The organism is Streptomyces sp. NPDC000878 (assembly GCF_053599695.1).
The window spans coordinates 38,780-63,358 of record NZ_JBSFMT010000043.1; the positions used below are offsets into that span (position 1 = coordinate 38,780).

Annotated in this window: 26 protein-coding genes; 14 read left to right on the forward strand and 12 right to left on the reverse strand. The window is 70.3% G+C overall.

Annotated elements, in window-relative coordinates; all coding sequences use genetic code 11:
• Nucleotides 1-8: 8 nt before the first annotated feature.
• The 12 genes from ACWDR4_RS30990 to catC all read left to right on the forward strand — a co-directional run bounded on the left by ACWDR4_RS30990 (nt 9) and on the right by catC (nt 10,818).
• Nucleotides 9-1,247, forward strand: a complete 1,239-nt coding sequence (locus ACWDR4_RS30990; protein WP_450413413.1) for an ROK family protein — start codon at nt 9-11, stop codon at nt 1,245-1,247.
• Between the two features lie 168 nt (nt 1,248-1,415).
• On the forward strand, nt 1,416-2,588 hold the full coding sequence (locus tag ACWDR4_RS30995; protein ID WP_450413414.1) for an acyl-CoA dehydrogenase family protein: 1,173 nt from the start codon (nt 1,416-1,418) through the stop codon (nt 2,586-2,588).
• Nucleotides 2,589-2,653: 65 nt separating this feature from the next.
• Nucleotides 2,654-3,022 (forward strand): hypothetical protein, encoded by a 369-nt coding sequence (locus ACWDR4_RS31000; protein ID WP_450413415.1) that lies wholly within the window; start codon nt 2,654-2,656, stop codon nt 3,020-3,022.
• Nucleotides 3,019-4,293 carry an aromatic ring-hydroxylating oxygenase subunit alpha gene (locus tag ACWDR4_RS31005; RefSeq protein ID WP_450413416.1) on the forward strand — a complete coding sequence of 425 codons (1,275 nt, stop codon included), beginning with the start codon at nt 3,019-3,021 and terminating at the stop codon, nt 4,291-4,293. Before ACWDR4_RS31000 ends, ACWDR4_RS31005 begins: the two co-directional genes overlap by 4 nt.
• The gene (locus tag ACWDR4_RS31010) at nt 4,283-4,837 is read left to right on the forward strand and encodes an aromatic-ring-hydroxylating dioxygenase subunit beta (protein WP_450413417.1); all 555 of its coding nucleotides are present in this window, start codon (nt 4,283-4,285) and stop codon (nt 4,835-4,837) included. The genes ACWDR4_RS31005 and ACWDR4_RS31010 overlap by 11 nt, the downstream gene beginning before the upstream one ends.
• The gene (locus tag ACWDR4_RS31015; RefSeq protein ID WP_450413418.1) at nt 4,834-5,601 is read left to right on the forward strand and encodes an SDR family NAD(P)-dependent oxidoreductase; all 768 of its coding nucleotides are present in this window, start codon (nt 4,834-4,836) and stop codon (nt 5,599-5,601) included. The genes ACWDR4_RS31010 and ACWDR4_RS31015 overlap by 4 nt, the downstream gene beginning before the upstream one ends.
• Nucleotides 5,602-5,702: 101 nt before the next feature.
• Nucleotides 5,703-6,656: a PDR/VanB family oxidoreductase gene (locus tag ACWDR4_RS31020; protein WP_450413419.1), complete on the forward strand. Its 954-nt coding sequence runs from the start codon at nt 5,703-5,705 to the stop codon at nt 6,654-6,656.
• 58 nt (nt 6,657-6,714) lie between these two features.
• A complete protein-coding gene (gene hpaC, locus ACWDR4_RS31025) occupies nt 6,715-7,239 on the forward strand; it encodes a 4-hydroxyphenylacetate 3-monooxygenase, reductase component (protein ID WP_450413420.1) in 525 nt (174 codons plus the stop codon).
• 59 nt (nt 7,240-7,298) lie between these two features.
• Nucleotides 7,299-8,534: an amidase gene (locus ACWDR4_RS31030; RefSeq protein WP_450413421.1), complete on the forward strand. Its 1,236-nt coding sequence runs from the start codon at nt 7,299-7,301 to the stop codon at nt 8,532-8,534.
• The gene (locus ACWDR4_RS31035; protein ID WP_450413422.1) at nt 8,531-9,634 is read left to right on the forward strand and encodes a mandelate racemase/muconate lactonizing enzyme family protein; all 1,104 of its coding nucleotides are present in this window, start codon (nt 8,531-8,533) and stop codon (nt 9,632-9,634) included. Before ACWDR4_RS31030 ends, ACWDR4_RS31035 begins: the two co-directional genes overlap by 4 nt.
• A 35-nt stretch (nt 9,635-9,669) precedes the next feature.
• Nucleotides 9,670-10,527, forward strand: a complete 858-nt coding sequence (gene catA, locus ACWDR4_RS31040) for a catechol 1,2-dioxygenase (RefSeq protein WP_450413423.1) — start codon at nt 9,670-9,672, stop codon at nt 10,525-10,527.
• A gap of 12 nt (nt 10,528-10,539) precedes the next feature.
• Nucleotides 10,540-10,818, forward strand: coding sequence for a muconolactone Delta-isomerase (gene catC, locus ACWDR4_RS31045; protein ID WP_450413424.1), 279 nt, complete (start codon nt 10,540-10,542; stop codon nt 10,816-10,818).
• Between the two features lie 17 nt (nt 10,819-10,835).
• On the opposite strand, the gene ACWDR4_RS31050 is transcribed toward catC, so the two are convergent.
• The 4 genes from ACWDR4_RS31050 to ACWDR4_RS31065 form a co-directional block, all read right to left on the reverse strand.
• Nucleotides 10,836-11,042, reverse strand: coding sequence for a hypothetical protein (locus ACWDR4_RS31050; protein WP_450413425.1), 207 nt, complete (start codon nt 11,040-11,042; stop codon nt 10,836-10,838).
• Between the two features lie 194 nt (nt 11,043-11,236).
• Nucleotides 11,237-11,932, reverse strand: a complete 696-nt coding sequence (locus ACWDR4_RS31055) for a TetR/AcrR family transcriptional regulator (protein ID WP_450413426.1) — start codon at nt 11,930-11,932, stop codon at nt 11,237-11,239.
• An 8-nt stretch (nt 11,933-11,940) separates the two neighbouring features.
• Nucleotides 11,941-12,807 (reverse strand): shikimate dehydrogenase, encoded by an 867-nt coding sequence (locus tag ACWDR4_RS31060; protein ID WP_450413427.1) that lies wholly within the window; start codon nt 12,805-12,807, stop codon nt 11,941-11,943.
• 130 nt (nt 12,808-12,937) lie between these two features.
• Nucleotides 12,938-14,317 carry an MFS transporter gene (locus ACWDR4_RS31065; RefSeq protein ID WP_450413428.1) on the reverse strand — a complete coding sequence of 460 codons (1,380 nt, stop codon included), beginning with the start codon at nt 14,315-14,317 and terminating at the stop codon, nt 12,938-12,940.
• A 326-nt stretch (nt 14,318-14,643) separates the two neighbouring features.
• Between ACWDR4_RS31065 and ACWDR4_RS31070 the strand changes: the two genes are divergently transcribed.
• Together ACWDR4_RS31070 and ACWDR4_RS31075 are read left to right on the forward strand one after the other, a co-directional pair.
• Nucleotides 14,644-16,119, forward strand: coding sequence for a carboxylesterase/lipase family protein (locus ACWDR4_RS31070; RefSeq protein WP_450413429.1), 1,476 nt, complete (start codon nt 14,644-14,646; stop codon nt 16,117-16,119).
• An 81-nt stretch (nt 16,120-16,200) separates the two neighbouring features.
• Nucleotides 16,201-17,403: an ROK family protein gene (locus tag ACWDR4_RS31075; RefSeq protein ID WP_450413430.1), complete on the forward strand. Its 1,203-nt coding sequence runs from the start codon at nt 16,201-16,203 to the stop codon at nt 17,401-17,403.
• Between the two features lie 49 nt (nt 17,404-17,452).
• On the opposite strand, the gene ACWDR4_RS31080 is transcribed toward ACWDR4_RS31075, so the two are convergent.
• From ACWDR4_RS31080 to ACWDR4_RS31115, 8 genes are all read right to left on the reverse strand, one after another.
• Nucleotides 17,453-18,340 carry a shikimate dehydrogenase gene (locus ACWDR4_RS31080; RefSeq protein WP_450413431.1) on the reverse strand — a complete coding sequence of 296 codons (888 nt, stop codon included), beginning with the start codon at nt 18,338-18,340 and terminating at the stop codon, nt 17,453-17,455.
• Between the two features lie 29 nt (nt 18,341-18,369).
• Nucleotides 18,370-19,278 (reverse strand): NAD(P)-dependent oxidoreductase, encoded by a 909-nt coding sequence (locus tag ACWDR4_RS31085; protein ID WP_450413432.1) that lies wholly within the window; start codon nt 19,276-19,278, stop codon nt 18,370-18,372.
• A gap of 26 nt (nt 19,279-19,304) precedes the next feature.
• Nucleotides 19,305-21,167 carry a TIM barrel protein gene (locus ACWDR4_RS31090; RefSeq protein ID WP_450413433.1) on the reverse strand — a complete coding sequence of 621 codons (1,863 nt, stop codon included), beginning with the start codon at nt 21,165-21,167 and terminating at the stop codon, nt 19,305-19,307.
• Nucleotides 21,168-21,185: 18 nt separating this feature from the next.
• The gene (locus tag ACWDR4_RS31095) at nt 21,186-22,082 is read right to left on the reverse strand and encodes a sugar phosphate isomerase/epimerase family protein (protein WP_450413434.1); all 897 of its coding nucleotides are present in this window, start codon (nt 22,080-22,082) and stop codon (nt 21,186-21,188) included.
• Nucleotides 22,083-22,198: 116 nt separating this feature from the next.
• Nucleotides 22,199-23,029 carry a sugar phosphate isomerase/epimerase family protein gene (locus tag ACWDR4_RS31100; protein WP_450413435.1) on the reverse strand — a complete coding sequence of 277 codons (831 nt, stop codon included), beginning with the start codon at nt 23,027-23,029 and terminating at the stop codon, nt 22,199-22,201.
• A complete protein-coding gene (locus ACWDR4_RS31105; RefSeq protein ID WP_450413436.1) occupies nt 23,026-23,976 on the reverse strand; it encodes a VOC family protein in 951 nt (316 codons plus the stop codon). Before ACWDR4_RS31105 ends, ACWDR4_RS31100 begins: the two co-directional genes overlap by 4 nt.
• Nucleotides 23,969-24,376: a carboxymuconolactone decarboxylase family protein gene (locus ACWDR4_RS31110; protein WP_450413437.1), complete on the reverse strand. Its 408-nt coding sequence runs from the start codon at nt 24,374-24,376 to the stop codon at nt 23,969-23,971. Before ACWDR4_RS31110 ends, ACWDR4_RS31105 begins: the two co-directional genes overlap by 8 nt.
• Nucleotides 24,366-24,578 carry a tautomerase family protein gene (locus tag ACWDR4_RS31115; RefSeq protein ID WP_450413438.1) on the reverse strand — a complete coding sequence of 71 codons (213 nt, stop codon included), beginning with the start codon at nt 24,576-24,578 and terminating at the stop codon, nt 24,366-24,368. Before ACWDR4_RS31115 ends, ACWDR4_RS31110 begins: the two co-directional genes overlap by 11 nt.
• Between the last annotated feature and the right edge of the window lies 1 nt (nt 24,579).

The window sequence follows — 24,579 nt, forward strand, 5'->3', positions numbered from 1 at the left end:
TCGCTGGAATGCATAAAGGCGACGGATACAGCGAGGGACACACCGCCGGGACGACCCCGTCCTCCCCGGTGCCGGTCGCGCTGCGCAGGGTGCTGGACCTCGTGGTCTCCGGTGAGGCGACCAGCCGTGCGGAGATCTCCCGGCGCAGCGGTCTCGCCCGCTCGACCGTGGGCCAGCAGGTCGACCACCTCGTCGCGCGCGGCATACTCCAGGAGCTGGAGAGCAGGGAATCGGTCCGTGGGCGCCCGCCGCGGGTCCTGACGATCAGCCCGCAGGCCGGGACCATCGCCGTCGCGGACATCGACACCCTGTCGAGCCAGGTCGCCATCGCCGACCTCACCCAGCGGGTGATCGCGCACGAGACCGTGGACATCCGGATCGACGCCGGCCCCAAGGCGGTGCTGGACGCGGTGACGGAGCGGCTGTCGAGTCTGCTGGCGAAGCACGGCCGCGACCCGGGCCGGGTCCGCGAGACGGTGGTCGGCCTGCCCGGTCCCGTCGACTTCCAGCACGGCTGCGCGGTACGTCCGACCGGCATGCCCGGATGGGACGGCTACCCCGTCGCCGAGCACCTGCGCACCGCTTTCCGCTGCCCGGTCGTGGTGGACAACGACGTCAACCTCATGGCGCTCGGCGAGGCCGGCCAGGCCGAGGCGGACACTCCGCTGCTGTGCATCAAGATCGCCAGCGGCATCGGTGCCGGGATCGTCACCGCGAACGGCGACGTGTACCGCGGAGCCGACGGGGCGGCCGGCGACATCGGCCATATCCGGGCGGTCGGCGGCGGCGATGTGCTGTGCGCCTGCGGCAACATCGGCTGCGTGGGAGCGCTCGCCTCCCACCGGGCGATCCTGCGCAGCCTAGGCATTCCCGAGTCGACGGGCGAGGACCCGCTGCACGGCGCGCACGAGTTGGCACTGCGGGTGGCCAACAGTGATCCGCCCGCCCTGCACGCGCTGCGCCAGGCCGCCACCGAGATCGGCGAGGTGGTGGCGATGCTGGTGCACATGTTCAACCCCCGCACCCTGGTGCTGGGCGGCCCGCTGAGCGAACTCCGCGACGATCTGCTCTCCGGCGTCCGCGCGGTCGTCTACCAGCGCGCCCTGCCGCTGGCCACACGCAAGCTCACCATCACCACCACCCAGCTCGGCGCCGCGGCCGGGATCCACGGCGGGATCGCGCTCGCCACCCGGGACATCTTCAGCCCGCCGGGCATCGCACGACTCCTGGCGAGCGACCCCACGTAGAGGCTCACGGCGAGCCGGGCCACGCAAGGGCTCTCGGCGCACCGGAACCGCCTAAAGGAATCCCCTACACACTCCAGCCAACTCCCAATTGTCGGCCCGTTCCTGCCGCGCCTAGCGTGAAGGCACGGCGGGAACGAGGACCGCCCGGCAATGCGAGGAGTTCGTCCCATGACGCAGTCGCTGGAATCCCCGGCACCGGTCGGTTCCGACGCCCGAGCGGCCGCCTTCGACCGCGTGCTGTCCCAAGTGGCCGAGCGGCGCGCGGAGTTCGAGGAGAAGCGGCACGTTCCGCAGGACATGGTCGCCGAGTTCAAACGAGCCGGTCTCTACCGGGCGGGCGCCCCGAAGCGCTTCGGCGGCGACGCACTGCCGCCGGCCGAGTTCCTGCGGCTCATCGAGCGGATATCCGAGGTCGACGGATCGGCCGGCTGGGTGGCCAGCTTCGGCTCGGCACTCGTCTATCTGGCCGCGCTGCCCCTGGAGACCCAGGCCGAGTTGTACGCCGACGGGCCCGATGTGGCCTTCGCCGGCGGCCTGTTCCCCGTCCAGCCGGCCGAACTCGTCGACGGCAGGTACCGCGTCTCGGGCCGGTGGAAGTTCGCCAGCGGCTGCAAGGGCGCGGACGTCCTCGGTGTCGGCATCAAGGCGAGCGGGGACCACGCCGGTCAGCCGAACGCCGGTCGTCCGCTGACCGCGGTGATGCGCCCCGAGCAGCTGGAGATCGTCGAGAACTGGGACGTCATCGGTCTGCGCGGCACCGGAAGCCACGACCTGGTGGCCGACGGAGCGCTCGTCCCCGAGGAGTGGACGTTCGTACGCGGCGGTGAACCCACCATCGACGAACCGCTGTACCGCTACCCGACCGTCCCGTACGCCGCCCAGGTCCTTGCCGTGGTCGGCCTCGGAGTCGCCCGCGCCGCACTCGACCAGGCGATCGCCAATGGCGGACGCGCCGGATTCACCGGTGCCCCGAAGCCCGCCGAGCGCGCCACCTACCGCATCTCGGTGGGCCAGGCGGAGGCCCAACTCCGGTCCGCACGCGCCTTCTTCTACGAGACCACCGGCGAGGTGTGGGCGACGGTGGAGGCGGGAGATCCCGCGACCCCCGACCAGGCCAGTCTGCTCCGGCTCGCCTCCGCCCATCTCGCGAAGACCTCGTTCGAGGTCGTCCGCGCCGCCTACCAGCTCAGCGGCATCCCGGCCATCACCGACGGCAACCCGATGCAGCGCTACCTGCGCGACGCGTCCGTCGTCCCGCAGCACGCCTTCCTCCAGGAGGGCATGTACGACGGCGCCGGCGCGGTCCTCATGGGCGTCGAGCCCTTCCCCGGCTACCTCTAGCCCCTCCCCCGGCCATCTCCGAGCAGCCCTTGTCCGGCCCACCCCTGAAAGGCGGGAACTCCACCATGCCCAATTCCGGCGGCAAACCCCTGCGCGTGCTCTTCTGCATCGGCGTCAACCAGAACTTCTTCGATCTGCCCTCCGGTCAGGGCAAGGCGGTCTGGGACGGCTTCACGACCATGCTCTCCCAGCTCTGGGAGCTGCCCGGTGTGAGCGTCCTCGGCACCATGGACGACGACCAGCACATGGTCGGCCCCTCGGACTCCTGGCCCTGGACGTCGTACGTGCTCGCCGACGTAACCGACCAGCCGACGGTCGCCGCGGCCTGCAACCTCTTCCGTACCGTCCAGGTCGGCGAGTACGGGCTGTGGCGCTACATGAAGATCGAGGCGCGCGTCGGCCGTCCGCTGCCGGAGCCGGAGGTCACCCGATGACCGTGTCCCCGGAGACTCCCGACCTCGCCTCGCTCGTCGAGGACGACCGCGTCGCCGGCACCCTCTACACCGGCCCGGAGCTGTTCGAGCTGGAGATGGACCGGATCTTCCACCGCACCTGGGTGTGGGTGGCCCACGAGAGCGAGATCGCCAAGGCGGGCGACTTCAAGACCGCCTGGATCGGCCGCCGTCCCGTCATCGTCAGCCGCGACCGCCGCGGCGGCATCAACGTCCTCCTCAACCGCTGCCGCCATCGCGGCGCCAGCGTCTGCGACGTCCCCAAGGGCAACGGCAACGGCTTCACCTGTCCCTACCACGCGTGGTCGTACGCCCTGGACGGCACACTGCGCGGCATCCCCTATCCCGAGGGCTACGAGAACGTCACGGAGAAGAAGGACCTGCCGCTGCAACGCCTCAAGGTGGGGACGTACGCGGGCATGATCTTCGCGAGCTTCAACGACGAGATCGAACCGCTGGAGGACTTCCTCGGCGGGGCGCGGCTGTGGATCGACCGCTTCATGAAGCAGGGCGCCGGCTTCCCGATCAAGGTGCAGGGCGAGCACAAGTTCCGTTTCCAGGGCAACTGGAAGATCCAGCTGGAGAACACGACCGACTGGTACCACTTCCCGATCGTGCACCGCTCCTGGATGTCGTCCGTGGACGCCGAGACCGCGAGCATGCTGTCGATCATGACCGACGAGAGTGCGGTCACCCACGCCCTCGGCAACGGCCACAGCGTGTCCGTCTCCGTCGCCGAGCACGTCGACCTGGACGTCGACGACGGCACCGAGAAGCTCCAGGACCGCTTCGGTCACGTCATCGAGGAGCTGTCGAAGGACCTGCCTCCGGAGCGCGTACGGCGGATCGTGCGCTCGCTGCACGGCGCCGGCTTCAACCTCAACCTGTTCCCGAACGTGGCCATGTCGATGTCCTTCTTCCGGGTCCTGCGGCCGATCTCGGTCGCGGAGACGGAGATCCGGCATGTGGCCCTCGGCCTCGACGGCGGCCCCGAGATCGTCAACCGCGAGCGGCTCCGCATCCACGAGCACTTCCAGGGGCCGTTCGGCTTCGGCAGCCCCGACGACGCCGAGGCCTGGAACCGCGTCCAGCGCGGCGTGACCGGCGGTGTCGACATGCCGATCCTCGTCAACCGGGGTCTCGGCCGGGAGAAGCCCAACGACCTGGGCCAGCCCACCTCCCACGCGACCGACGAGACCGGCATGCGCGAGGCCTACGCGATGTGGAAGAGGATGATGACCGATGTCAAGTGACGTTCTCAGTACGACAGTTGGTGACGTTCTCAGTACAGCAGTTGTGGATGCCGAGCTGCCGCTCGACGATCCGCGTGCCCTCGCCGCGCTCTCCCTGATCTGGCGCGAGGCCCGCCTCCTGGACGCCAAGCGGTACGAGGAGTGGGACACGCTGTGGGCCGAGGGCGGGGAGTACGTCATCCCCATCGACCCGGAGACGACGGACTTCGCCGGCTCGCTTAACCTCGTGTACGACGACGACCGGATGCGCCGGATGCGCATCGAGCGGCTGACCGGTGGCTTCTCCATCTCGGCGACCGCCGCGGCCCGTACGGTCCGCACCGTCTCCCGCTTCACGGTCGCCGCCCGTGACGAGTCCGAGGACTCCATCGAGATCTGTTCGGCACAGGTGGTCGTGGGCTACAAGCGCGGCGAGACCTTCGTCCTGGCGGCCGATCTCACACACCGCGTCACCTTCACCGACGGCGGTCCCCGGATCGTGCGCAAGGTCGTCCGTCTGATCAACTCCGAGGACGCCGTGACGGCGTCGGGGTTCCTCCTGTGAGCCCGGCAGGGTGGGAGGACGACCAGCCGCGCGTCGTGCTGGTCACCGGAGCGGCCCGCGGCCTGGGCGCCTGTATCGCCTCCCGGTTCTACGACCGCGGCTACCGCGTCGCCGTCACCGACCTGGACGAGGAGGCCGCGGTCAAGAGCGCTGCCGCCCTGGACCCGACCGGGAGTTCCGCGGTCGGGCTCGGCCTGGACGCCCGTGACAAGGCCGCGTTCGTACGGGTGCTGGACGATCTGGTCGCGCGCTGGGGCGCCGTCCACGTCCTGGTCAACAACGCGGGCCACTCCAAGGTCGAGGCGCTGATGGACATCACCCCCGACAGCTTCGGCTCGGTCGTGGCGGCCAACCTCGACGGCACGTTCCTCGGCTGTCAGGTGCTCGGCGCGTACTTCGCCGACCGCGGCTACGGACGCATCGTCAACATCGCCTCGCTCGCCGGGCAGAACGGCGGCACGGCGACCGGCGCGCACTATGCCTCGGCGAAGGGCGGTGTCATCACGCTCACCAAGGTGTTCGCCCGTGAACTCGGGCCGCAGGGCGTGACAGTCAACGCCATCTCTCCCGGCCCGCAGGAGCTGCCGTCCGTCCGCGAGAGCGTCGACCCCGACAGGCTCGCGCAGATCGAGGCCTCGATTCCCGTACGCCGCCTCGGGCGCCCCGAGTTCATCGCCGACATGGCCGTGCTGCTGGCGGCGGACAACGCGGACACGGTGACCGGGGCGTGCTGGGACGCCAACGGCGGCCTCTACATGCGCTGAAGCCCAGCATGAGCTGAAGCTCCTTGCCCCGTTGGTTCCGCCCTTTGGTTCCGCCCTTTGGTTCCGCCCTTTGGTTCCGCCCCGAATGTGAAGGCAGACGGATGTTCACTGTCACCGTCACCGAGGCCGTCGACGTCACCGACGCGGTCAAGGTCCTCCGGCTGGCCCGCGCCGACGGCAGCCCACTCCCGGGCTACCCGGCCGGTGCACACATCGACGTGACCGGACCGACCGGGATCACCCGCCCCTACTCACTGTGCGGACCGCCGCACGACCCCGGCGCCTACACCATCGCCGTCAAGCGCGAGGAGACGTCCCGGGGCGGCTCCCACGCCCTGCACGACAAGACGGAACCCGGCACGGAGCTGCGCATCGGCACACCCCGGCAGCTCTTCGGCCTCGACCTCGACGCGAGCGCGCACCACCTGGTCGCCGGCGGCATCGGTATCACGCCGCTGCTGGCGATGGCGTACGAACTGCTCGCCACGGGCGCGGACTTCAGGCTGCACTACGTGGCACGGAGCCGGGCCGAGGCGGCCTTCGCTGACCGGCTGGAGGAGTCCGCCTTCGCCGACCGGGTCGTCCTGCACTTCGGGCACGGGCGTGAGACGGCGATCCAGGCACTCTCCGACGCACTCACCGATCTCCCGGCGAGCGCACACGTCTACACCTGCGGGCCCCAGGGCTTCATGGAACAGGTCGCCGCGCTCGCGGCCCGAAGCCTGCCTCAGGACCAGATCCACTCCGAGCTGTTCCAGGCGGCGGACCAGCCGGACGCCGCCCCCGGCGAGAGCTTCGAGGTCGAACTCGACACCGGCGAGGTCTACACCGTGCCCGCCGACAAGAGCATCGCCGAAGTGCTGGAGGACAACGGAGTCCCCCTCGACACCTCCTGCCGCGAAGGCATCTGCGGCACCTGCGTCCTACGGGTCCTCGACGGCGAGCCCGACCACCGCGACCACTGCCTGACCGCCAAGGAAAAGGCGGCGGGCGACCAGATCGCCGCGTGTGTCTCCCGCTCCAGGTCACCCCGGTTGGTGGTCGAGCTGTGGTGAGCCGGCACGCCGAGCGATGCGCCGCGCCGGAGACCGGCGCAGAGAGGAACAGACGACCATGACCGCGTACGACACCCAACTCGCCGCGACTCAGGCGGACTTCAGGGAGGCGATGGCGCACCTTCCCGCGGCCGTCAACATCCTGACGACGGACGGACCGAACGGCCGTTGCGGCATCACTGTCAGCGCGGTCTGCTCGGTGACCGACGATCCGCCGACCGTCCTGGTCTGTGTCAACCGCAAGAGCGCCATGCACGACGTCTTCAGCGCCAACGGCCGCGTGTGCGTCAACGTGCTCGGCGGGGACCAGCAGGAGCTGGCGCTGCACTTCGCCGGCGCGACTGAGGCGTCGATGGCCGAGCGCTTCACCTGGGATGTCTGGGACCGGAGTCATGACGTGCCGGTGCTCAAGGACGCGGTGGTGACCGTGGTCGGCACCATCAAGGACTCCAAGGCCATGGGCACCCACAGCGTGCTCTTCGTCGAGATCGAGCAGATCCGCACCCGGCCGGGCGGCCACAGCCTCGTCTACTTCAACCGCAGCTTCCACCGGCTGGACTCGGCGCCGCCGGTGGCCTGTTGAGCAACAGCCCATTGACATGCGCCTGTTGACGAACACCCCTACTTCGAAAGCAGGTTGACGTGCCCTCACTGACATCCGCCGCGCACGACCCGCGCGAAGCCATCGACGGCGCACTGCGACGCCTGGCCGAGACCGAGCCGGACATCCGTGCCTGGGTTCGCGTCGACGCGAAGGGTGCGCGCAAGGCGGCCGAGGGCGTCACGAACGGGCCACTGCGGGGTGTGCCGGTCGGCGTCAAGGACATCATCGACGTCGCGGGGCTACCCACCGAGTGCGGCTCCCCGCTGCGTCGCGGGCGGATCGCCGCCTCCGACGCCTGGCTGGTGGAACGGCTGCGCCGGGCGGGCGCCGTACCGCTGGGCAAGACGGTCACCACCGAGTTCGCGTACTTCCAGCCGGGCCCGACCCGCAATCCGCACAACCTCGCCCACACTCCGGGCGGTTCCTCCAGTGGGTCGGCGGCGGCGGTCGCGGCGGGCGTGGTGCCGTTGGCGCTGGGCTCGCAGACGGCGGGTTCACTGACCCGGCCGGCGTCGTTCTGTGGTGTCGCCGGGTATGTCGCCCCGGTCGGCGCCTGGTCCACACGGGGGATCACCGGGCTCAGCCCGAGCCTGGACGCGCCGGGGCTGCTCACGGCCCGGGTCACCGAACTGGCCGCCGTGGTCGAGGCCGTCGACGGCATCAGGGCCGAACTTCCGGACAGCATCAGGGTGTTGATCTGGCCCGGCACCGAACTGGCCGACATCGACCCGGCGATGCTCGACGCGCTGGACCACACAGTCAGGGCCCTGACGGCAGCCGGCACCGAGACGAGCGACCTGGGCGACCAGGTCCGGACACCCGAACTCGCCGAGACCCATGCGACCGTCATGGCGTACGAGGCCGCGCGTTGCCTGGCCGCCGAGGCGGAGCACCCGGAGTCGCTGAGCACGCCCCTGCGCGAACTGCTGGAGCGTGGCCGCCGGACTCCGGACGACGAATACCGCACGGCACAGGACACCGCCCGAGCGGCCCGTGCCCACATCCTCGACCTGCTCACCCGGGTCGACGTGATCCTCGCTCCGGCCGCCCCGGGCCCCGCCCCGCGCGGGCTGGACGCCACCGGCACCCCAGTACTCAGCCGCCCTTGGCAGTTGCTCGGCCTGCCCGTCGTCACCGTCCCCGGCCACCGCGACCCGCACGGCATGCCGCTCGGCCTCCAACTCATCGGCCACCCCGATCGCGTGGCCCATCTGCTCGGCATCGCCCGGCACACGGAGACGGTCATCCAGGAGATCGCGGGCGGCACCCGATGAAGATCACCGCGATCGAGACGATCCCGTACTCGATCCCGTACGTGAAACCCCTTCGCTTCGCGAGCGGTGAGGTGCACAGCGCCGAGCACGTGCTCGTCCAAGTCCACACCGACGAAGGGCTGTTCGGAGTCGCCGACGCGCCACCCCGCCCCTTCACCTACGGCGAGACACAGCAGTCCGTGATCGGTGTCATCGAGAAGATCTTCGCCCCGCAGCTCACCGGCATGGACGTGTTCGCCCGCGAGCAGGTGCACGCCCGGCTGCACCGCACCGTAGGCAATCCCGCCGCCAAGTCGGCCGTGGACATGGCTCTTTGGGACATTGCCGGACAGGCCCTGGACCAACCCGTCACCCGGCTCCTCGGCGGCTACACCGACCGGATGCGCGTCTCGCACATGCTCGGCTTCGACGCCCCGGAGCGGATGGCCGAGGAGGCCGAGCGGATCCGGGACACGTACGGCATCACCACCTTCAAGGTGAAGGTGGGGCGGCGGCCCATCACGCTCGACCTCGATGTGTGCCGGGCACTTCGCGAAACCCTGGGTGCCGAGGCCGAGTTGTACGTCGACGGCAACCGCGGCTGGACCGCCTCGGAGTCGGCCACCGCCCTGCGCGCGCTCGAACCCGTAGGCATCACCCTCGCCGAGGAACTGTGCCCCGCCGACGACGTGCTGGGACGTCGATGGCTCGTACGACAGAGTCCCGTGCCCTTCGTCGCGGACGAGTCCGCCACCACGCCTGCGGAGGTGACCCGCTCCCTGCTGGACGGCGCGGCCACCGCGATCAGCGTCAAGACCGCCCGCACCGGCTTCACCCATTCCCAGCGCGTGCTGTTCCAGTGCGAGGGGATGGGCGCCGAGGTGGTGATGGGCAACCAGATCGACGGCCAGTTGGGCACGGTGTGCACGGTCGCCTTCGGCGCCGCATACTCCGCCGCCTCCCGCCGCGCCGGCGAACTCTCCAACTTCCTGGACATGAGCGACGACCTGCTCACCGAACCGGTCACGATCACCGACGGCACGCTCGCCGTACGGGACCTGCCCGGTCTGGGCGTCGCGATCGACCCGGACAAGCTCACCCGCTACCGCCAGGACCGCTGAACCCCATTTCCCGATCGGCAAAGGAGCCGCACATCATGTCCGACACCACCCTCAAAGCCACGGCCGCCGCATCCGGTGCTTCGGCCACCGACCGCTTCCGCACCGACAAGACCATCGCGTCCGGCCAGGCCGTCGCCGACACCGAGCGCGTCAACACCCTTGCCACCGAGCTGATATCCGCCGTGCACGACGTCATCCGCCGGCACCAGGTGACGTACGAGGAGTACAACGCCCTCAAGGCGTGGCTGATCTCTGTCGGAGAGGACGGCGAGTGGCCGCTCTTCCTGGACGTGTGGATCGAGCACGTCGTCGAGGAGGTCGCGGGCGCCGACCGCAAGGGGAGCAAGGGAACCATCGAAGGGCCGTACTACGTGCCGGGCGCTCCCGACCTCCCCAGTGTCAGCACCCTGCCGATGCGCGAGGACGAGGCCGGTACCCCGCTCCTCTTCCAGGGCCAGGTCACGGGAGTCTCGGGCGAGCCTCTGTCCGGCGCGCTGCTGGAGATGTGGCAGGCCGACGACGACGGCCTGTACGCGCAGTTCGCACCCGGCATCCCGCAGTGGAACCTGCGCGGTGCCGTCGAGACCGACGACGAGGGGCGCTTCGCGGTGCGCACCATCCAGCCCGCCCCCTACCAGATCCCCACCGACGGATCGTGCGGCAAGCTCATCGCCACCGCCGGTTGGCACGCCTGGCGCCCGGCCCATCTGCACCTGAAGGTCTCCGCGCCCGGCCACGAGACGCTCACCGCCCAGCTGTACTTCCGCGGCGGCGAACACGTCGGGGACGACGTGGCCTCCGCCGTCAAGCCGGAACTCGTCATCGCCCCGCAGCCGACGGGCGACGGCGGCAACCAGGTCACCTACGACCTCGTCCTCGATCCCGCGTCCTGATCGGAGACCGTCATGCTGTTCGCCGTCCACATGACCGTGAACCTGCCACCCGATCTCGACCCGGCGCTGCGCGCGTCGACCGTCGCCGCCGAGAAGGAGTACGCACAGAAGCTCCAACACTCCGGCGAATGGCTGCACTTGTGGCGCTGCGCCGGTCAGTATTCCAACCTCAGTGTCTTCGACGTCATCGACAACGACCGGCTCAACGAACTCCTGTGGGGCCTGCCGCTCTTCCCGTACATGGACGTCACCGTGACCCCGCTGGCCCAGCACCCGTCCGCCATCCACTGACCCCCTCATCTCCTCGGTCAGTCCTTGACGGCGCCGGTGGCGAGCCCGCCCTGCCAGTAGCGTCGGCTGCGCAGCAGCGATCCGAGTGCCAGGCCGGCGCCCGGCCCGATCAGGACACCGGCCGATGTCCGCCACGGCTTTCCGGACGAACCGGCGATCCACGAGGCGTGGGCTCTGGTCCAGTAGTGCCACCCGGCCTCTCCGGTGAACATCCCGGCGAGCATGTCCCGCAGCGGACTCTCGCGAATGGTCCCGATCTCCAGCTCAAGGCAGTAGCAGGGTCCACCCGGTGGCCTGGTGCCAGTACTACGACGGCGGCCGGAGCAGTACCGGAAGCTCATCCTCGGCGGCATCGAGTCAGCGATGGGCAGGACACCCTTCTGCCGGGCGCGTTGAACGAAGGGAGACCGACCCGCCTTCACCCGACAGCGGCTTGCTCGCCGGTCGTGAGGTAGGAGATGACCATGTCGCCCAGCAGAGTCCGGTAGTGGTCGCGGCGGTCCGGTGCGGTGAGGTCCCGTCCGAAGAGGGCGCCGAAGGTGTGCCGGTTCGTGATCCGGAAGCAGCAGAACGCGCTGATCATCATGTGCAGATCCACGGCGTCCACCTCGGCGGTGAAGACTCCCTGTTCGCGGCCCGCGCGGAGGATCCGGTCGAGGATGTCGATCACCGGGGCGTTGAGCGAACGCAGTGTCGGCGAGGCGGCGATGTGCTCGGCCTGGTGGATGTTCTCGATGCTGACGAGGCGCATGAAGTCCGGGTGCGCCTCGTGGTGGTCGAAGGTGAGACCGGCCAGCCGACGGATCGCGGACACCGGGTCGAGATGTTCGACGCCGAGTTCCTGTTCGCTGTGCCGGATGCTCGCGTACGCCCGCTCCAGCACGGCCGTGAACAGCTGCTCCTTGCTGCCGAAGTAGTAGTAGATCATGCGTTTGGTGGTTCGGGTGCGGTCGGCGATGTCGTCGGTGCGGGCGCCGGAATAGCCGATGCGAGCGAATTCCTCCGTCGCGGCATCGAGGATCTCGGCCCGGGTCCGTGCGGCGTCACGGGTACGTCTGGCAGCGGGTTGTCCCTCTGTCAGGGTCAGTGGCTGCGGGGGGACGGAAGCTGGCATGAGGTTCCTCACCGGGTGGGACTGCCGACGAGGTCGGCCAGGTCTTCGAGCATACGATCGGTGTGCGGCTCACAGCCGGTGAACAGCCGGAACGCGTCGGCGGCCTGGAAGACGGCCATGCCACCGCCGTCGAGGGTACGGCAGCCGAGGGCGCGTGCCGTGCGCAGCAACTCGGTCTCCAGTGGGCGATACACGACCTCGGCCACCCACAGTCGTGGGTGCAGCAGCTCGGCGGGGAACGGCAGCCCCGGGTGGCCCGCCATACCGGTGGGGGTGGCGTGGACCAGGCCGTCGACGCGGGCCAGCTCGGCCGCCAGGTCCGGCAGCGGCGCGGTGCTCGCCCGGCCGGGCCCGAAGGTGCGGTGGAGAGCGGCGGCGAGGGCGGTCGCGCGGGTGTGGTCGGCGTCCACGAGGGTCAGCCGGTCTACGCCGACGGTGAGCAGCGCGTGGGCGACGGCGGCCCCGGCCCCGCCTGCTCCGAGCTGCAGGACCGAACCGGTAGGTACGTCGGGCAGTCCACGCGCGAAGGACTGGGCGAAGCCGGTGCCGTCGGTGTTGTGCCCGATGGCGCGGCCGGCCCGGAAGACGACGGTGTTGACGGCGCCGATCTCCGCCGCCTCGGGCGCGAGTTCGTCCAGGTGCTCGATCACGAGTTGTTTGCAGGGGTGGGTGATGTTGAGACCGTCGAATCCCAGGGAGCGGGCGGACTTCAGCAGTTCGCCCACGGCCGTGGGCGGCAACGCCAGTTCGTCGATGTCGATGATGCGGTAGAGCAGGCGCAGGCCGTGCCGGTCCGCTTCCCGCTCGTGCAGGGCGGGGCTGAGCGAGGGGCCGATTCCGGCTCCGATCAGCCCTGTGAGAAAGGAGGAACTCACGGTGGAGGGGGTCACGGTGGAGGAGGTCACAGTGATCGCGGGGTTCCTTCCGGCAATCGGAGGTCGGTGCGCCTGCGGCCGTCCGTACGGGGGCGGACGGCCGCAGGCGCGGCGGGGACGGGGGACAGGGTCAGACGGCCGTCGACTCCGCCGACTGGCGCTCGGCGGCCTGGGCCTGGCGCATGCCCGGCTTCATACCGAGCTCGGCGGTGGGCACGTTGTAGGTCTCGCGGGCGGTCAGCACGGCGATCGAGCTGACGGCGCACATCGAGGCGGTGAGGATCCCGACGGCGACCCAGTTCTTGCCGTCGGAGCCGGAGAGCTGTGCCGCGTAGGTGACGGCGAATCCGGTGATGGCGAACCCGCACTGGGTGCTGATGGCCATGCCCGACAGACGGACCCGGGTGTTGAACATCTCGGCGTAGAGCGAGGGCCAGATGCCGTTGGAGGCGCTGTACACCAGGCCCATGGTGGCGGCGCCTGCCAGGAAGATCAGCGGGTAGCTCTTCGAGGTCACGGCCGCCAGGTAGACGAAGATCATGACGGCGCTGCCGACGGAGCCGATGAGGAAGACGGGCTTGCGGCCGATGCGGTCGGAGAGTTTGGCCCACATCGGGAGCGCGATCAGGGCCACCAGGTTGGCGAAGACGCTGACCCACAGCATGGTGGTGCGGTCGAGGCCGACGGCGCCGGTGGAGTAGGACAGCACCCAGACCCCGCCGATCGTGCTCACCGACGCGATGAGCGCAGCCGAAGCCACCCGCAGCATGTCGGCCCAGTGGTCCCGGAGGAGTTCGACCACCGGCAGCTTGGCCACCTCGTCGCGCTCCGAGATCTTCTCGAAGGCCGGGGCCTCCTGCAGCGTGCGCCGGATGAAGTACGCGGCCAGGGTCACGAACGCGCTCAGCAGGAACGGGATGCGCCAGCCCCAGGTGAGCAGCTGGTCCTCCGGGAGGGAGGCGATCGGGATGAAGACCAGGGTGGAGATGATCAGGCCGAACTGAGTCCCGTTGAGGGTGAAGCTGGTGAAGTAGCCGCGTTGGTTCTCCGGCGCGTGTTCCAGCGTCAGGGAACTGGCGCTGGACTGCTCACCGGCGGCGGACAGCCCCTGGAGGAAGCGCAGCGCCACGAGCAGGATCGGGGCCAGCGTGCCGACCTGGCCGTAGGTGGGCAGGCAGCCGATCAGGAAGGTCGACAGACCCATCAGGAAGAGGGTGAAGACCATGATCTTCCTGCGGCCGATCCTGTCCCCGAAGTGCCCGAGGAAGACGGCGCCGATGGGGCGGGCCGCGTAGGCCACGCCGAAGGTCGCCATCGAGATCAGCGTCGCGGTGGCCGGGTCGTCCGGGTCGAAGAAGACCCTGGGGAAGACCAGCGCGGCGGCACTGCCGTAGATGAAGAAGTCGTAGTACTCCAGGGCGCTGCCGATCCATGCGGCCAAGGCCGCCTTTCGGTGCCCACTGGGTGGAGTCTTCGACTCCGAGGCGTCATCGAGCGAACGAGCGGTCACGTGTGCTCCTCTTTGAGTACCGCGAGTGCTCCCGTTGCGGGAACGGCCGGGGTGAGCGGGGACAGAGGGGGGACGAGCGCGGCGGACGACGTCACAACTCGCCTACGGGGGTGCCGTGTCGAGTGGACTTGCCGGATGGCTGGCGGGGATGGCAGCCAATTAACGTACTGGGAAGTTAATAGAGGACTGTGAGGTCACTTCCAGCCCGCGTCAAGACATCCGGCCGAAATTTGTTCGTCACGCTTCACCTCTTGCACTGGAGGCGCCTCACCGCTAGATATAACGAACCAGTGAGTACATTGATCGCCACGACGAGGTGGGCGTTTATGCCAGGGATGCAGGTCGAGACCCTGATGGGGCCCGTCGGAGGCGCCGCGGAGGGCTGCCCGGTCCTCTCCTGGAAGGGCATCCCCTACGCCGCGCCGCCCACCGGGGAGCGTCGCTTCGGACCGCCGGCTCCTGTCAAGCCCTGGACGGCGGTGCGGGATGCCACGCGCTACGGTCCGCGGGCGGTCCAGTTCACCCCGGCCACCGGCCCGGACATCGAGGGCGAGGAGGACTGCCTCACCCTCAATGTCTGGGCCCCGGCCGAGCCGAGCGCGCCCAGGCCGGTGCTGTTCTGGATCCACGGCGGCGCGTTTCTGCACGGCAGCGGCAGCCTCTATGACGGCACGTGGCTGGCGGAGGTGTGCGACGCGGTCGTGGTGACCGTCAACTACCGGCTCGGCCCACTCGGTTTCGTCGACCTGGAACACCTCGGTATCGCCGACACCGCCAATCCCGCACTGCGTGACCTGGTCGCGGCCCTGGAGTGGGTGCGCGGGAACATCGCCCCGTTCGGCGGCGACCCCGGCCGGGTGACGCTCTCCGGCCAGTCGGCCGGCGGCATGCTCACCACCACCCTGTTGGCGGTCCCGGCCGCCCGCGGGCTGTTCCACCAGGCCCTGGTGCTCAGCGGCGCCGCCCGCAACGTCCACACCCCGGACCAGAACGCCGAGGTCACAGGCCGCCTGCTCACCTGCCTGGACACGACCGCCGAGCGGCTGTCCGACGTCCCGGTCCAGGCACTGCGGGACGCCGCGGCGCACGTCGTGGCCGGCGCGGGCGACGAGGTGCTGCGCGGAGACGGCTTCTGCCCCGTGGTGGACGGCACTGTCTTGCCCAGGGCGCCGCTGGCGGCGGTCACAGGCGGTGAGGCCCGCCACCTCCCGGTCTGGATCAGTCACGTCAGCCACGAAATGGACATCTTCCTCGGCCCCCCTGCCGCCCCGGTCCTGGCCGGCACGGACACGGCCGGTCGGGCGGCCCTCGGCGAGCAGCGCTGGGCCGAACTCGGGAAGGCGTACGCGTCCCTCGCCGAGGCCGGCCGCGACCCACAGCTCGACCTGCTGGACGACACGATGTGGCTGATCCCCGCCATCCGGCTGGCAGAGGCCCAGCATGCCGCCGGCGGCCAGGTCTGGTTCAGCCGCTTCGACCACGTGCCCGGCCTGCCCCCGTACGACCGCCTCGGCGCGACCCACGGCGCCGACAACCGCTGTCTCTGGGCCCGCCCGCCCGCCTTCAACAACCTGCCCGGTCTGCCGCCCGCCCCGCCCATGCGCCCGGCCGACCTCGCCGTCACTGCGACACTGCACCGGGCCGTACGGGCCTTCCTGCACACCGGCACCCCCGACTGGCCCCGCTACGAACCGGAGGACCGCGCCACGATGATCCTCGACGACCCGCCCCGGATCGCATACGACCCCCGCCGCGAACGCCGTCTCCTCTGGGCGGGCCTGCCCGGGCACGCCGCCCCCTGACCCTCCCTCAAGATCGGCCGGAAGGGGCGATACAGGTACGGCCGACCGCCCGTCCCTTACCCTGGGCAGGGAGGCGATAGCGTGGCGACGGCCGGGTCGAAGTACGTGGTGCAGCGCCTCGACGGGGTCCGTCGGGCCAATCTCGCGGTCGTGTCGCGCACGATCGACCGCCTCCGGATCGCGTCGCAGACGGCGATCTCCGACGAGACCGGGCTCGCCAACGGGGCCGCTGCGAACTTGCTCGCGCAGCTCCGCCGGATCGGGCTGGTAGAGGACACGGAGATCGCCGCGACGGGCACCAGGGGACGGCCGCGCCGAGCAGTGCGGCTGGCTCCCCGCTTCGCGCTGGCGGTCGGGGTCGAGGTGAGCGTCGAGGCAGTCGCGATCAGCGTCTGCGGTACGGACGGGGCCGAACTGGCGAACAGCTACGCCCGCCAGGAACGACGGCCGGACTCGCTGCCCGCGGCGGTGCTCGACGTCCTCGCGGAGTACGAGAAGCTGCTCGGCGCAAACGGCCTCCCGCCGCTCACGGCGAGCCTTGTGATCGCGCTTCCTGGCCTTGTGGCCGCACAGCACCTGCGGGTGCCGCCCTTCGGGTGGACCGACGTCCTGGTCCCGGATCTCATCCGAACCGCACCCCCGGCCGTCCGACGGCTCGCCTTCCTCAACGACGGTGACGCGGCTGTGATCGCCGAGGCCGCTCTGCGCCCGGAGGTCGAGTGTGTGGCCGCGATCCACGGCAGTGACGGCATCGGCGGCGGAGTCAGCCTGAACGGACGGCTGTTCTCCGGTGCTGGAGGGGCCGCCGGGCAGTTCGGGCATGTGGTCGTCGAGACCGGTGGACGACCGTGCCACTGCGGCAACCGGGGCTGTCTGTGCCAGTACGTCTCGACCACCGCGTTCGCGAAGGATGTGCAGGAGGGGGCGACGCTCTCAGCGCTGGGTCATCGCGGCTACGCGGCACATCTCGCCACGCGCGCGCGTCAGGGTGACTCGGCGGTCCTGACGTTGCTCAGACACGCCAAGACCCGCCTGAGTCAGGCAGTGGACGTGCTGGGAGCGGTCCTCAGCCCGGAGACGGTCGTACTGACCGGCAATCTGGCGCCGCTCACCCCTTGGCTGGCGTTCTCGCCGTCCTCCTGGACGCCGGCCCAGGAGTACCGCGCCGAGTGGTCCCGTCCCGTGGTGAGCAGCGCCCTCGGCCAGGACAGTGTGGTCAGGGGGGCCGCGGTCGCGGCCCGCGCCGCCATCCTCGACGATCCGCTGGGCTTCGCGACGGCCTGACCCTAGGCCAGCATGCCGGCCGGGCCCGGAGGCCGGGAGCCCCGGCGGATCAGGAGCCGGCGAGGATTCCCTGGGTTCCGGATTCGACGATGTCCCGCAGGTGGGCGAGCATGCGGGCGGGGTCCGACCGGATGCCGGTGAAGAGCGTGAGGTTCTCGGCGGCCTGGTACACGAACATGCCGCCGCCGCCCGAGGTCCGGCACCCGGCTGCCCGGGCGTCGCGCAGCAGTTCGGTCGTCATCGGCTGGTAGACGATGTCGTCGACCCACAGGTCCCGGCGGAGCAACGCGGTCGGCACCGGTGTGCCGGGATGGGCCGGCATCCCGATCGGGGTGGCGTTCACGACCCCGTCGGCGGTGCCGAGGTGGTCACCCAGTGCGGCGATGCGGTCGACGCGCACCGCGGCGGCCGGGTGGATCCGCCGCAGGGCGTCCGCGCTCGCTTCGGCGGCGACGGTGTCGCGGCCGAGGAGGACGAGTTCCTCGACCCCGGCACGCAGCATCGCGTGCGCCACGGCGACTCCGGCGCCCCCGGCCCCGAGCTGGACGACCCGCCGCCGGGGGACATTGCCGAGCTCGGTCTCGAAGGCGCGGGCGAACCCGACCCAGTCGGTGTTGTGCCCGATCAGCCTCCCGTCGGCGAAGACCACGGTGTTGACGGCGCCGAGCGCCCTCGCGTCGGGCGACAGCTCGTCCATGAGCGGGACGACCGCCTTCTTGAAGGGGTGAGTGACGTTGATCCCCCGGTATCCCTCCTCGACGAGCCGGGCGATCGTCGCGCCGAGGTCGGCGTGTCGGAGATCTTCGTCGACGTCGAGGACGCGGTAGCGGTAGTCGAGGCCGAGCGTGCGGGCCTCGCGTTCGTGCACGGCGCGGGCGAGGCTCAGCCGCAGGCCCGCGCCGATCAGGCCGACCCGGTGGGTGGTGCCGTCGGTCATCGCTGCTGCTCCCGGTCCAAGGACTGTCCTCAGTGGTTCTCGGCCTCGACGACGGTGCCCGCCATCTGCTCGAGCACCTTGACGACCGCCCAGTTGTCCTCCCCCGGGCACGACCGCATGCCTGCCTCGAAGAGCTGCGCGGCGAGGGCGGTCGAGAACATCGGGGCGCCGACCTCACGGGCCAGGTCCAGGGTCAGTCCCAGGTCCTTGGCCGTGACGGCGATGTGACTGCCCGTGTCGACGAAGTTCCGCTCCATGACGAAGGTGGTCGCCCGTTTGAACAGGGGGGAGCCCACCACGCTGCTGCCGAGCACGTCGAGCAGCACCTCGGGCTTCACTCCGGCCGCCGCTCCGAGGACCAGCGCCTCGAACGTGCCCTGGAAGGTGACGCCCACCAGCGCCTGCATGCAGGCCTTCACGGCCTGGCCTGCTCCGATCTCCTCGCCGACGTGGAACACGGCCTCGGGGTCGCCGACGGCGTGCAGCACGTCGAGGTTGGCGTCGAAGACCTCCTTCGGGCCGGACGCCATGATCGTGAGGGTTCCGTCGTTGGCACTGGGCAGCCCGCCGCTGACCCCGGAGTCGATCAGGTGGACACCCTTCTCGGCCAGAACGGCCTCGATGTCCCGGGAGTGCTGCCGCCCGATCGTCGCCGTGATGATCACGGTCGAGCCCGGGAGGAGCGTGTCGAGCAGTCCGTCCTCGCCGTAGATCACCGAGCGTGCCTGGGCCTCGTTCACCACCATCACGAACACCGCGTCGGCGCCGTCGGCGACCTCCGCGTTCGTGGCGGCGGCGATCCCACCCGCGGTGACCAGCTTCTCCTTGGGCTCCTCGCGCAGGTCCGCGCCCTTCACCACGAATCCCGCCCGCAGCAGATTCAGCGCCATACCGAAGCCCATGTTGCCCAGTCCGACTATGCCGACCGTCTTCGCCATTCCTGGTGCTCCTCGTTGTCTTGTGGTCAGCGACCCGCGTGCGGGGGCCGCTCGTCGGCGCCGGGACCGAACAGGGTCACGAACTCCCGGAGCGCCGCCTCGGCGTCGGCCCGGATCCAGCCCTCAAGGGCGACGCTCCCCCGGTAGCCGGCCTCTACGAGCCCGTCACGGACGGCCGGGAAGTCGAGCAGCCCTCCGCCGGGCCACTCCCGGCTCGGCGGGTCCGCCAGTTGGACCTCGGCGGCGAGATCGGCGCCCAACTCCCGGATCACGTCCGCGACTTCCTCACCGCCCCGGGCGGCGTGATAGACGTCGAAGTTCATCCGCAGGTGCGGGTGGTCGACCCGGCGGACCAGCTCCACGACCTGCTCGGCGCGGGCGAGGGGGACCCCGGGATGGTCGAACGGGTTGAGGTTCTCCAGGCCGAAGACGACGCCGTGGGCCTCGCCGAGCTCGGCGAACCTCGCGAGCGTCGCGTACGCCGTCTCGGTCATCGCGGCGTCGACCTCGGTCACCGGTACGGCGGCGGGACCTTCCGCCGTCAGCTCGGCGCCGTGCAGGTTCATCAGCGGTGTGCCCAGCCGCCGCGCGATCGGGATCATCGCCTCGGCCGAGGCCACCATGGCGTCCGCGGCGGCCTTGTGGACCAGGTTTCCGGTGGTGAAACCGTTCATGATCGAGATCCGGGCCCCGGTCCCGGCCACCGCGTCCAGGTCGAGGTCGCGCGGGTCCCACAGGCCTACGCCCAGGCCCGCCGCGTCGAGCATCCGCACCCGCTCCAGGAGCGGGCGGTGGGGCTCGACCATGCTCACGCTGGCCGAGAGATCGAACATCATTCCTCCTTCGTGCATCGGGGATGCCTGCCGGCTCACCGCGGAAGGGCGGTCGGCGAGGAGCGTTTCGAGGATTTCAAGGGTTCGGACCGCGTCGAGGGGATCCACGGGCAGTGGGCCGCCCCCGGTGAGGTGCCGGGCCAGATCCCGGTAGAAGGCCGCGTAGTCGCCGTTCGCCGTCGGCGTCCGGTCGGAGGTGCCGTCCGCCGAGGTGAGCCGTCCCCACTTCGCCCGTGGGACCTGCCCGAAGTCCGGGCCGTACGGCCGTTCCCCGCGCTTGAGTGCCGCCTCCTGCGGGTCCGAGTCCCCGACGGTGTAGACGGCCGCCGTCCCGGTGATCCGCAACCGCGGCCGGCTCTGCTCACACACCCAGCTGCAGACGATCCGGGAGGTCGCCCCGCTCTCGTGGACCAGCCAGGCTTCCATCTCGTCGTCGGCGGGACCCCCACGCACCGCCCGCATCGACCCCGTGGCGGACTCGGCCGGGCCGAGGAGATATTGGGCGGCGTCAATCATGTGGCTGCCCAGGTCGAACGTCACTCCCCCGCCGACGCTCGGCTCGGCGGTGTCGCGCCATCCCGGCCTGAGCGGGCCGACGTCACGCTGGAAGGCAAGCTCCAGAAAGACGACCTCGCCGACGCCCGCGTCGACCAGCGTGCGGGCCGTCCGGACCTCGGCGTCCCACCGCCGGCTCTGGTACGTCGACAGCGACCGCCCCGCCTTCTCCGCCTGCTCGACGAGCCGCCGCGCGTCGGTGGACGTCGTCGCGATCGGCTTGTCCACCACCACGTGCAGTCCCGCGCCGAGCGCCGCGAGAGCGTGCTCGGTGTGCAGGGCCGTCGGGGTGGTGACGACCGCGAGGTCGAACTCGTCGGCCCGCGTCCAGACCTCCTGGACCGAGCCGAGCACGCGGTAACGCTCCTCTGCCGCCGCGCGCCGCTGTGGCGACGAGGTCACGACGGCGCGGATGTCGTAGGCGTCGTTCGTGCCGAGGAACGGCTCGTGGAAGTAGCGCCCGCCTATGCCGAAGCCGATGAGAGCGGTGCGGATCGCCATGCCGGGGGCCGCCGCCCTTCAGCCGAAGACCGAGACGAAGGTGTCGACCGACTTCGCGAACGACTCGGCGGCCGTCATGCCGGGCGGGCGGTAGACGTTCTCCAACGAGACGACGCCGTCGAAGCCGTCGGCACGCAACGCGTCGGCCAGGGGGGCGAGTTGGTCGGCCAGGTCGCCCTCGCCGAGCGGGCAGAACTCGATGCTCGCGTTGACCAGGTCGACGCGGACGTCCTTGACCTGGACGTGCACCAGGTGGTCGCGGACGGCCTCGTAGCCGTCGGGGAACTGGCGCTCGGTCGAGTAGACGTTGTTCCCGGTGTCCCACATGATCCGCAGCGAGTCCGACGCGATGTCACGGGCCATCCGGGCCGCCAGGCTGCAGGAACTCACCATGGTGTCGCACCCGGTCTCCACGGCGATGACCACTCCCTGTTCCTCGGCGTAGGCGACCGGGCCCTCGTAGAGCTTCAGCAGCGCGGCCCACGACCGGTTCTGGTGGGCCAGGAACCGCTCCGCGCCGCCCGAGCCGAAGACGACGCTCGGCCGCTGGAACGGCATGGCACGCACGATGTCGGTGCCGAGCCGCTTGGCGAGGTCGATCGCCCTCTTGAGGGTCTCGAAGTCCTCCAGGTACCCGGGGCTCTCGGCCGTGGTGTCCAGGATCGGCAGTTCGTAGAAGGACCGCGGCGACACCGCCGGCACCGTGCAGCCGTGGCGCCGGACCGTGTCGACGATGGACGCGGTCTGCTCCTCGTCGTGGTGACCTACGTCGACGCCCCATACGGACGCCAGTTCCGCGTACCGCAGGCCCTTGCCGACCAGCACCTTGAGGCTCTCGTCGAGATCCTCGCTGACACCACTGGTGATCGCCCCGAGCTTCAGGCCCGGCCCGGCAGGCACTGGGAGTTCAGTCATCGTCACTCCACTCGTCGCCGACGGTCCGGTAACCTCCGTCAACTTTTTCGTCAACTTGCGACAATAAAACTAACGGAGGTTCCCAGGCACGTAAAGAGGGCGTCCAGGCGGGGCGTTCAGCTCGCGGGAAGCACCTCAAGTGCCTTGGACGCCTTGGTGAAGGACAGCGCCGCCATCTCCTCGACCGGGAGGTCCCGGTAGCCGGGGTAGTTGACCTCGACGCAGTAGGGGCCGCGGAAGCCGCGTTCGTGCAGGCCCAACAGCAGTCCCTGGACGTCCAGTTCACCCTCACCGGGCAGCAGGCGCCCCTGTCGTGCCTCGGTGAGGAAGTCGCCGTCCACGACGCGGCCGTCGTTGAGCTGGACGGCCACGATCCGCTCGGGCGACAGGCCGTCGAGGTCGGCCAGGGTGGAGCGGGTGTTGTAGAAGTGCCAGACGTCGATCATCAGCCCGGCATTGGACGCGCCGGACGCCTCCACCACCGCACGCGCGGTGACCACGTCCTTCAGACCGGACCAGGGAAAGGCCTCGACCGCGACACGCAGCCCGTACGCGGCGACCTCGTCGCAGATCGTACGGAGCCGGGCGCCCGCGGCCTCGATGTCGAGTTCGTCCGCGCCGAACTCTCCCGCTGTGACGTGATGCGGCCGGAAGGCGCGGCCGAGCGCGGCAACGCCGTCACCCGCACCGCCGACGGAGGCCGCGGCCCAGCCGCTCAGGAACTCGATCTCCCGCAGGGCGAGTCCGTCCGTGGCGAGCAGGGTGCGCAACGACTTGTCGCTCGCCCCGGCGGCCCGCATCCGCAGGTAGTCGTCGGTGTGCAGACCGATGCCGGTGAAGCCCGCGGCAGCCGCCGCGCGGCAGCGCTCCGCGAACGGCACCCGGGCGGGCTGGGCGAAACCGGCGCCGGACAGGGTCACGAAACTCGCGGTCAGCTCTCGCGTCATGGCAGCACCGGGGTGGCGTGGGAGTGGAAACTCGGAGGCACGTCCAGGCCCCAGGCGGTGGAGCGGCCCTGGCCCTCGGTGGTCCAGGTGACCGGCTCCCAGTCGGGGGCGAAGATGTGGAAGCCGCCGGAGAACACCTCGATCCGGTTGCCGCCCGGCTCCAGGACGTAGAGGAAGAAGCCCTGGGTGCGGGAGTGCTTGGCCGGGCCGAACTCGATCTCGACGCCCAGCTCGCAGAAGATGTCGGCGGCGCGGAGCACGTCCTCGCGGTTCTCGACGGCGTACGCGAGGTGGTGCAGCCGCCCGGTGACGCCGGGGGCCGGCTCGCGGGTGATGGCGAGGTCGTGGGCCTTGTTCATCAGGCTGAGCCAGGCGCCGACCTCGGGCTGGCCGGGCGGGACGAGGTGTTCGCGGAGCTTGAAGCCCAGGGTGTCGCACATGAACGCGCGCGTGCCCGGCACGTCGTCCGCGAGGACGTTGATGTGGTCGATGCGCGCCGCGCCCACGCCCCGGGTGACCGAGGACTGCGGCTGGTTGGGCAGGTACGAGGCCTTGCCCGCCGGGGCACGGTACTTCTCGGTCTCGTAGTAGAGCTCCATGCGCTGGCCGCTCGGGGCGATGAAGGAGTACGCCTTGCCGTGCCCGAAGTCCCCGTCGATCCACTCACCGTCGGCGCCGCGCTCCTCCAGGACGGCGACCCGGCGTTCCAGGGCCTGCGGGCTGACCGCGCGCCAGGCGACATGGCCGAGCCCGGCCCGGTCGGCGGCGGTCAGCTTCAGGGTCGTCAGGTCGTGGTCGCCCCAGGCGCGCAGATAGGCGCTGCCGTTGGCTTCGTGCACCAGGTCGAGGCCGTACACCTCGGTGAAGAAGGCCAGACTCTGGTCGTACACCGGGGTCAGCAGCTCGGCGTGGCCGAGGTGGGCGAGTTCGTACAGCGGCTCAGTCACGCTCGTTCTCCTTGGCCTTCTTCTCCAGCTCCGCGATGTCGGCCAGCACCTGGGGGCCGCGGTTGATCGCGGAGAATCCGGTGAACAGGAACGCCAGGTCGATGACGGCGCGCAGCTCGTCCCAGCTGGCGCCGGCCCGTAGCGCGGCGAGGCCGTGCAGCTTGGCGGCGTCGCTGAGCTTGGCGTGCAGGATGCCGAAGAGCACCAGCTGGACGGTCTTCTGGTCCAGCGTGTCGGGATACATGATCATGTTGCGCAGGCGCTCCTGCGCCAGCAGCAGCTCCGGGTTGTCCTTCTCGGACGCCTCGAACCGGGAGCCGACGCGCGGGGGGACGAAGCCCAGCATCTTCTCGTACGTGGCCCGGAAGTCGTCGATGGTCTCGGGGCGCTCATCGCTCATGGGATGCCTCCTGTTCGGCCTGTTCGGCCTTGGTGATGTCGCCCGCCGCCCAGTGCTCCGGCGGGATCTCGCGTACGAGGACTCGGATGGCCCCGTCAGGGGCGTCCAGAGAGTCCCGTACGGCGGCATGCACCTGGTGGATGAGGTCGCGGATCTTCTCCGGAGGGCGTCCGGCGACGATGCTGATCTCTACGAGTGGCATG

Excerpts from the sequence above, each read along its gene's own strand:
- ACWDR4_RS30990 (WP_450413413.1), top strand. The coding sequence starts at position 9 with ATGCATAAAGGCGACGGATACAGCGAGGGACACACCGCCGGGACGACC.
- ACWDR4_RS30995 (WP_450413414.1), top strand. The coding sequence starts at position 1,416 with ATGACGCAGTCGCTGGAATCCCCGGCACCGGTCGGTTCCGACGCCCGA.
- ACWDR4_RS31000 (WP_450413415.1), top strand. The coding sequence starts at position 2,654 with ATGCCCAATTCCGGCGGCAAACCCCTGCGCGTGCTCTTCTGCATCGGC.
- ACWDR4_RS31005 (WP_450413416.1), top strand. The coding sequence starts at position 3,019 with ATGACCGTGTCCCCGGAGACTCCCGACCTCGCCTCGCTCGTCGAGGAC.
- ACWDR4_RS31010 (WP_450413417.1), top strand. The coding sequence starts at position 4,283 with ATGTCAAGTGACGTTCTCAGTACGACAGTTGGTGACGTTCTCAGTACA.
- ACWDR4_RS31020 (WP_450413419.1), top strand. The coding sequence starts at position 5,703 with ATGTTCACTGTCACCGTCACCGAGGCCGTCGACGTCACCGACGCGGTC.
- hpaC (WP_450413420.1), top strand. The coding sequence starts at position 6,715 with ATGACCGCGTACGACACCCAACTCGCCGCGACTCAGGCGGACTTCAGG.
- ACWDR4_RS31035 (WP_450413422.1), top strand. The coding sequence starts at position 8,531 with ATGAAGATCACCGCGATCGAGACGATCCCGTACTCGATCCCGTACGTG.
- catA (WP_450413423.1), top strand. The coding sequence starts at position 9,670 with ATGTCCGACACCACCCTCAAAGCCACGGCCGCCGCATCCGGTGCTTCG.
- catC (WP_450413424.1), top strand. The coding sequence starts at position 10,540 with ATGCTGTTCGCCGTCCACATGACCGTGAACCTGCCACCCGATCTCGAC.
- ACWDR4_RS31050 (WP_450413425.1), bottom strand. The coding sequence starts at position 11,042 with ATGCTCGCCGGGATGTTCACCGGAGAGGCCGGGTGGCACTACTGGACC.
- ACWDR4_RS31055 (WP_450413426.1), bottom strand. The coding sequence starts at position 11,932 with ATGCCAGCTTCCGTCCCCCCGCAGCCACTGACCCTGACAGAGGGACAA.
- ACWDR4_RS31070 (WP_450413429.1), top strand. The coding sequence starts at position 14,644 with ATGCCAGGGATGCAGGTCGAGACCCTGATGGGGCCCGTCGGAGGCGCC.
- ACWDR4_RS31080 (WP_450413431.1), bottom strand. The coding sequence starts at position 18,340 with ATGACCGACGGCACCACCCACCGGGTCGGCCTGATCGGCGCGGGCCTG.
- ACWDR4_RS31085 (WP_450413432.1), bottom strand. The coding sequence starts at position 19,278 with ATGGCGAAGACGGTCGGCATAGTCGGACTGGGCAACATGGGCTTCGGT.
- ACWDR4_RS31090 (WP_450413433.1), bottom strand. The coding sequence starts at position 21,167 with ATGGCGATCCGCACCGCTCTCATCGGCTTCGGCATAGGCGGGCGCTAC.
- ACWDR4_RS31095 (WP_450413434.1), bottom strand. The coding sequence starts at position 22,082 with ATGACTGAACTCCCAGTGCCTGCCGGGCCGGGCCTGAAGCTCGGGGCG.
- ACWDR4_RS31100 (WP_450413435.1), bottom strand. The coding sequence starts at position 23,029 with ATGACGCGAGAGCTGACCGCGAGTTTCGTGACCCTGTCCGGCGCCGGT.
- ACWDR4_RS31110 (WP_450413437.1), bottom strand. The coding sequence starts at position 24,376 with ATGAGCGATGAGCGCCCCGAGACCATCGACGACTTCCGGGCCACGTAC.
- ACWDR4_RS31115 (WP_450413438.1), bottom strand. The coding sequence starts at position 24,578 with ATGCCACTCGTAGAGATCAGCATCGTCGCCGGACGCCCTCCGGAGAAG.